The 3,945-nt window shown below is 52.5% G+C and carries 4 protein-coding genes and 2 pseudogenes; 3 read left to right on the top strand and 3 right to left on the bottom strand.

Features of this window, described 5'->3' with window-relative positions:
• On the top strand, positions 1-135 hold a 135-nt coding region (locus F7Q90_RS24885; RefSeq protein ID WP_151161057.1), incomplete at its 5' end, for a transposase domain-containing protein.
• Between the two features lie 215 nt (positions 136-350).
• On the opposite strand, the gene speD is transcribed toward F7Q90_RS24885, so the two are convergent.
• The 3 genes from speD to F7Q90_RS24870 all read right to left on the bottom strand — a co-directional run bounded on the left by speD (position 351) and on the right by F7Q90_RS24870 (position 2,507).
• Positions 351-1,160 carry an adenosylmethionine decarboxylase gene (speD, locus tag F7Q90_RS24880; RefSeq protein WP_006117715.1) on the bottom strand — a complete coding sequence of 270 codons (810 nt, stop codon included), beginning with the start codon at positions 1,158-1,160 and terminating at the stop codon, positions 351-353.
• 28 nt (positions 1,161-1,188) lie between these two features.
• Complete coding sequence (gene speE / locus F7Q90_RS24875; protein ID WP_006117716.1) at positions 1,189-2,052, bottom strand: polyamine aminopropyltransferase; 864 nt, start codon at positions 2,050-2,052, stop codon at positions 1,189-1,191.
• A gap of 107 nt (positions 2,053-2,159) precedes the next feature.
• Entirely contained in the window at positions 2,160-2,507 is a 348-nt protein-coding gene (locus tag F7Q90_RS24870; protein ID WP_006117717.1) for a YacC family pilotin-like protein, read from the bottom strand.
• Between the two features lie 159 nt (positions 2,508-2,666).
• On the opposite strand from F7Q90_RS24870, the pseudogene cueO reads away from it, so the two are divergent.
• Positions 2,667-3,671: pseudogene (gene cueO / locus F7Q90_RS24865) on the top strand (multicopper oxidase CueO); the annotation flags it as partial.
• A 100-nt stretch (positions 3,672-3,771) separates the two neighbouring features.
• Positions 3,772-3,945: pseudogene (locus tag F7Q90_RS24860) on the top strand (IS630 family transposase); the annotation flags it as partial.

The following is a 3,945-nucleotide window of genomic DNA, read 5'->3' as shown; positions in this document are numbered from 1 at the left end:
CTGATCGTCACCTGCCGGCTTAACGGCGTTGACCCCGAGACGTGGTTGCGTTACGTCATCGGTCATATACAGGACTGGCCGGTGAACCGGGTCCGCGATCTGCTGCCATGGAAGGTCGAGCTTCCCTCTGCCTGAACGTCAATACGGTCTGAATGCGACGCTTACGGCTGATTTATTTCACGGAAGAACGTCGTAACGGGTCTGCCAGTCTCACCATCGCAAGATGACATGTCGCGAAAGAAAGGCAGCCGGGGCTACCCTGGTTCGCAGGGCGCAATAAGTGGCCCTGAACGGGCTGTGACAGATAACAGGCAGACGAAAGAGAGAATGCCCCGCAAAGGGGGCATAACTTAGTAGGTTTTTAATCCCACAGACGGAATATTGCGACCGTAATAAATCTCACGCATCTCTTTCCACAGCAGGTCAGTAATGCGTTTGTGCTCCTGCGGTGTCAGATCTTCCGGGCGGGTATTAAAGAGATAATGTTTTAAATCGAATTCTTTCAGCAACATCTTGGTATGGAAGATGTTTTCCTGGTAAACATTCACATCAACCATATCGTACATCCGCTTCATATCGTCGGACATGAAGTTTTGGATGGAGTTAATTTCATGGTCGATAAAGTGTTTAACGCCGTTCACATCACGTGTAAAACCCCGTACGCGGTAGTCCACAGTGACAATGTCAGATTCCAGCTGGTGAATCAGGTAATTGAGCGCCTTAAGCGGTGAGATCACGCCGCAGGTTGAGACCTCAATGTCTGCACGGAAGGTACAGAGGCCGCCTTCAGGATGGCTTTCCGGATACGTGTGCACACAAATATGGCTTTTATCAAGATGCGCGACCACGGAATTAGGCAACGGGCCGGGATGCTCAGACGTATCAATATCTTTAGGAACAACAGGTTCTTCACTGACCAAAATCGTGACGCTGGCACCCTGTGGCTCATAATCCTGGCGCGCAATGTTCAGCACATTCGCACCAATAATCGAACAGGTTTCGGTCAAAATTTCCGTCAGGCGATTGGCATTGTATTGCTCATCGATATAAGCAATATAACCATCGCGCTCGGCTTCGGTATTCGCATAGCAAATATCGTAGATACAAAAACTCAGGCTTTTGGTCAGATTATTGAAGCCATGCAGTTTTAGCTTTTGCAATTTTATTCACCCCCTTATAAATGATCGATCAGCGCGTCTCTGACAGAGCATTCAACAGATATTGTGGCAGAGCAAAGCTGCCCGTGTGGATCGCCGGTGTGTAGTAACGGCAGTTCAGGCCCGAGGCCGCAAAGCGCGCCTGCAGAAGGGCGGGATCGAGCTGGCGCAGGGCCGGATTATCGCTTGCCCAGGCAAAGGTCATGATGCCGCCGTAGTAGGTTGGGATGGCCGCCTGGTAAAAACTGACATCGGCAAAGTAATGGCTGAGTTTACGATGGCTGTTAACCGCTTCATCCTGCTGCAGGAAGCAAACGCCGTTCTGGGCAACAAAGATCCCATTTTCATTCAGCGCATTTTTACAGCCCGCATAAAAGTCGGACGTAAACAGGCTTTCGCCAGGCCCAATGGGATCGGTACAGTCAGAGATGATAACGTCAAACTTTTCGGTGGTGCGGTTGACGAAATTCACACCATCATCGATGACCAGATTAAAACGCGGATCGTCGTACGCACCAGCGCTGTGGTTCGGCAGATACTGACGACAGAAGGTCACCACGCCGGCGTCGATCTCGACCATGGTGATTTTCTCAATGCCGGTATGGCGGGACACTTCGCGCAACATCGCGCCATCGCCCCCTCCAATAATCAGTACGCTTTTGGCGGCACCATGCGCCAGCAACGGCACATGCGTCATCATTTCGTGATAGATAAATTCATCACGTTCGGTCGTTTGCACCACGCCATCCAGCGCCATAACGCGGCCCATCGCCGCATTTTCAAAGATGATTAAATCCTGGTGGGCCGTTTTATCACGATAAAGCTCTTTATCGACGGTAAAATACTGGCCAAAGCCGGTATGAAGTGTTTCATACCACATCTCGTTTTGGGCCATGATGGGGCTCTCCTTCGTGACATTGCCATAAAAATCGGCGAAACATCATAGCTAACTATGATAGTCGTTGCACGGTCAAATGTCTGACGGGAGAGCGGGCTGGGGCGCTACTTTACATAGGCAAGCAAGCTGAGAGAATCTCTGGCCAGAGACTTGCATTTTTTGTCGTTGGCAATCGCGATACCGCTCAAATCACGGTAACTGTCTTCACCCAGGGCTTTCATGTTGTAGTTGTTGTAATTGCTTAAATCCCAGCGGTTTTGCTGGGCAAAAAACACCAACGCCTTGCGGATCTGCGCATCGGGCAAATCCTGATAGCCACAGTCGTTCTTGAGATAAACGAATACCGCAGTCAGATCGGCAAGATCTTCTGCTTCGGATTCGCTCAGGGCAAAGCTGGTGGAGGAGAAGCCGAAGAGTCCTGCCAGTAGCAGGATCCTGATGCTCTTCTTCATAGATATTCTCATGTAATAGTCGTCTGAAAGACGTTAGCACAGTTGTGTAAAGATTTTCGATCAATTTACGATTTTTGGGGCATTCAGCCTGCTGATGCTTGACCTTGCCATAAGGGCAGGGTTTAGGCTTGAGGTCATTTCGTTACAAGGATGCGGATTATGCAACGTCGTCACTTTCTGAAACTGAGCGCGGCACTGGGTGCTGCAGGGGCGCTGCCGCTCTGGAGCCGATCCCTGATGGCGGCCAGTCGGCCACTGCTGCCGGTTCCTTCCCTGCTGGACGCGGATGCGAAAGGAGAGTACAGCCTGACGGCGATGCCGGGCATCAGCCAGTGGCAGGGCAAAGACGTACCCACCTGGGGCTACAATGGCAGCCTGTTGGGGCCCGCAATTCGGCTCCAGCGTGGCAAGGCGGCCACCATCAATATTCATAACCGGCTTAGTGAAGCGACGACCCTGCACTGGCACGGTCTGGAAATCCCCGGCGAGGTGGACGGTGGACCGCAGGGAATCATTGCGCCGGGCGCCACGCGTCAGGTGACGTTTACGCCGGACCAGCCTGCCGCCACCTGCTGGTATCATCCTCATCTGCATGGCAAAACGGGTCATCAGGTTGCCCAGGGGCTGGCCGGCATGATTGTGTTAGAGGATCAGCCGTCAGGAACGCTTCGTCTGCCTAATCAATGGGGCACCGATGATGTTCCACTGATTTTTCAGGACAAACAGCTCACCTCATCCGGTGACCGCATCGATTATGAGCTTGATATTATGCGGGCCGCAGTGGGCTGGTTCGGCGACATGATGCTGACCAACGGTGCGCAGTATCCTCAGCATGCCGTACCGCGTGGATGGTTACGTCTGCGTTTGCTTAATGGCTGCAATGCCCGTTCGCTGCATCTGGCTGCCAGCGATAAACGCCCACTGTATGTGATTGCCAGTGACGGCGGTCTGCTGCCTGAGCCGGTAAAAGTCGACTCCCTTCCGCTCCTGCCGGGCGAGCGCTTTGAAGTCATGGTCGATACGTCCGATGGCAAGGCTTTTGATATCGTGACGCTACCTGTTTCGCAAATGGGCATGACGCTGGCTCCCTTCGATCGGCCCCTGCCGCTGGTCAATATCATTCCGCTGCGGATCATGGCCAGCGCGACTTTACCGGATCAGCTAAATAACTGCTCGGAATAGTAGATCACTTAGAGGGAACTCAGTCCGGTTTATGCGATCTGATCAATCGCTGAATATCCCAAATCACCAGCCGGACTGAGCAATGTCGATCATAGCACCAATACCCAGAACCGAACGACGCCTGATGCAGAAAACTATCCATAAAACAAAGGACAAAAACCACGCCCGGCGGCTCACCGCCATGCTGATGCTGCATCGTGGTGACACCGTCAGTCATGTTGCCAGAACACTCTGCTGTGCCCGCTCATCGATTGGT

Origin of the sequence: Pantoea stewartii subsp. stewartii (assembly GCF_008801695.1) — a bacterium.
Taxonomy (GTDB): domain Bacteria; phylum Pseudomonadota; class Gammaproteobacteria; order Enterobacterales; family Enterobacteriaceae; genus Pantoea; species Pantoea stewartii.
Note: the sequence above shows the minus strand (reverse complement) of the source record. Positions and strands in the feature narration are given on the sequence as shown.